This window comes from Streptomyces sp. NPDC055078 (genome assembly GCF_053607985.1).
Genome location: NZ_JBSGUP010000938.1, coordinates 1 through 2,363, shown reverse-complemented (window position 1 = coordinate 2,363; position 2,363 = coordinate 1). Strand labels below are relative to the sequence as shown.

At 75.7% G+C, this 2,363-nt stretch carries 1 protein-coding gene; it reads right to left on the bottom strand.

The window, feature by feature from the left end; genetic code table 11:
- Nucleotides 1–95 precede the first annotated feature (95 nt).
- Nucleotides 96–2,363, bottom strand: a 2,268-nt coding sequence (locus tag ACWF94_RS38825; protein WP_453499744.1) for an FtsX-like permease family protein, incomplete at its 5' end; no start/stop codon positions are given.

The following is a 2,363-nucleotide window of genomic DNA, read 5'->3' as shown; positions in this document are numbered from 1 at the left end:
GCCGGCGTGTTGCCGGCTCCCGCCCCGTACGTATCGGCTCTACGGCCAGCCGCCCCGTATGTATCGGCTACGGCCAGCGGCCCCGGATGTATCGGCTACGACCAGCGGCGCAGCGCCGCCCGCGCCGGCAGGGTGACCGCCAGCAGGGCCAGGCCGCCGGCGGCTGCCACGAAGGATCCGTACACCAGCGGGGGCACGTACGGCGCTTCGCCGGTCATGCCGCGGATCATCGGGATCAGTGTGGCCGCGGCGATCGCGGAGCCGAGGATCACGCCGACCGCCGAGACCAGCAGGCCCTCCCAGCGGAGCATCCACAGCACCTGGCGCCGGGTGGAGCCGACGAGTCGCAGTGTGCCCAGCTCGCGGCGGCGGTAGAGGACCGTCATCACCAGGGTGTTGACGGCTGCGATGGCGGCGAAGCCGCCGAGGACCACGGCCATCATGGTGTTGGACCAGGCGCCCAGCTTCGCGTCGAGGTTCCGCTCGGTTGCGTAGCCGGAGGCGTCGGTGACCCGGCCCAGGGCGGTGAACGACTCCGCCGAACCGCCGCGGACCAGCAGGGTGCTGTCGAAGCCCGAGGTGATGTGCCCGGCCAGGGACGCCCGGTCCATGGTCACCGTGGCCAGACCGAGGCCGCGGCCGTAGACCGCGACGACCTCGGGGGCGGCCTCGGTGCCGTCGGGGAGGTGGAGCGGGAGCCGGTCGCCGACGCCGACGTCCGCCGAGGTCGCCAGGGTGGTGTCGATGGCGATCCGGCCCTTGCCCAGCCGGTCGATGCCGCCTTGGCGTACGTCGAGGTCCTGGACCTTCGCGAGGTCGGCGCCGGAACCGGTGACGCCCTGGGCCGCCGCGCCCTGGAGCGACGCGAACTCGCCGGAGCCGACCGGCACCAGCACCTGGGTGTTCAGCACGCCGACGGCCGCTTCCACACCCGGTGCGCGGGCGGCGTGCGCCGCCGCGTCCACCGGGAGCCCGGCCGGGTGCGTCACCACGTGGTCCGCGGTGATGCCCGCGCGCCGTTGCCTGTCGGCGATGTGGCTCTCGCTGGTGTGCATGAAGACGAGGGTCGAGGCGAAGGCCATGGCGAGCACGATCGGGGTGATCGCGGAGGCGAGCCGGCGGGCGTTGGTACGGGAGTTGGCCGCCGCCAGCTCACCGGCCGGACCGGCGCCGCGCAGCGGGAGGCCGAGGAGGCCCGCGCACAGCCGTGCCACCAGTGGGCCGAGCAGCGCGACGGCGAGCATGAAGCACATCACGACGCCGAGGGCGGCGCCGGCCGCGTCGTCCCCCGCGGAACCGGCCGAGAGACCGGTGAGGAACGTGCCGCCGACGAGGGCGCCGACGCCCAGCACGGTACGGATCACGCCCGGCCGCAGCCGCTCCACCGACGCGTCGGTGAGCGCCTGTCCCGGCTTGATCCTCGCGGGCCTGCGCCCGGCCGCCCAGCCGGCGCCGAGCGCGGTGAGCAGCCCGGTGCCGATGGCGGCGAGGAGGGGGAGCCCGGAGACGTGCACCCGCACCGCCTCCGGGATCGCGCCGCGGTCCTGCAACTGTCCGAACCACCAGTGCGCGAGCCCGATGCCGGGCAGACAGCCGACGATCCCGGCGAGCGGCGCGACGAGCAGCGCCTCGGAGGCGACCGCGCGGCGGATCTGTCGCGGGGTGGCACCGACGGCGCGCAGCAGCGCGAATTCACGGGCCCGCTGGGACACGGACAGGGCCACGGTCCCGGCCGCGGTCAGCACCGCGACGATGGCCGCGATGCCACCGAAGGAGCCGCCGATTCCGAAGAGCGTCTCCTTGGCGTAGCCGAGGCCCGGGTCCTCGATGGCACCGCGGTCGTCGCCTGTGCGCGCCTCGGCACCGGAGCCGGCCAGGGCCTTGTTCACGGATTCGGCGAGGGCGTCGGCACCGGTGCCGTGCTTCGCCAGCACGGCGATGGCGTCCGCCCTGCCGGGGTGGCCCGCGAGCGTGGGGGCCTGGCTGTCGGCGAACCAGGCGAGGGCGCCCGCGGCACCGGTGTTCCGGGCGCGGTCCGCCGGTCCGGCCTCGGCGACGCCAGCGACGCGGAAGTCCCGCTGCCCGGCGGCGGTGTGCAGCGCCACGGTGTCGCCGACGGCGGCCTTCGCGGCGCGGGCCGTCCCCGCGTCGAGGACGACCTCGCCGCCACGGGGCGCGGAGCCGGTGGTCAGCGCGGTGCCGGTGAAGACGTGCGAGCCCCACCCGTGCGCGGTGAGCACCCCGCCCGGCACAGCCAGTTCACGGATGCCGGAGCCGCCGTCCGGGTCCGCCGTGCGTACCGGGAAGGTGAAGTCCGGGACGGCGGTGGCCGCGCCCGCCGCCTCGGCGGCCTTCACCGCCAG